1 rRNA gene is annotated in these 255 nt (G+C 54.9%); it reads right to left on the reverse strand.

The features are described 5' to 3' along the window. Nucleotides 1-255: ribosomal RNA gene (locus IT084_RS17870) — 23S ribosomal RNA — on the reverse strand; the annotation flags it as partial.

The raw sequence follows: 255 nt of genomic DNA on the forward strand, positions 1-255 counted from the left end.
TTGGCATTTCACCACTACCCACACCTCATCCACCGCCTTTTCAACGACGGTTGGTTCGAGCCTCCACGAAATGTTACTCCCGCTTCACTCTGGACATGGGTAGATCACCCGGTTTCGGGTCTACTCCGGCGTACTATCTCGCCCTTTTAAGACTTGCTTTCGCTACGGATGCGGCCTCGTCAGCCTTATCCTCGCACGCCGGATGTAACTCGCCGGTCCGTTCTACAAAAAGTACGCCATCACCCTGCTCGAAGT

The organism is Desulfallas sp. Bu1-1 (assembly GCF_015594625.1).
GTDB lineage: Bacteria > Bacillota > Desulfotomaculia > Desulfotomaculales > Desulfallaceae > JADNRQ01.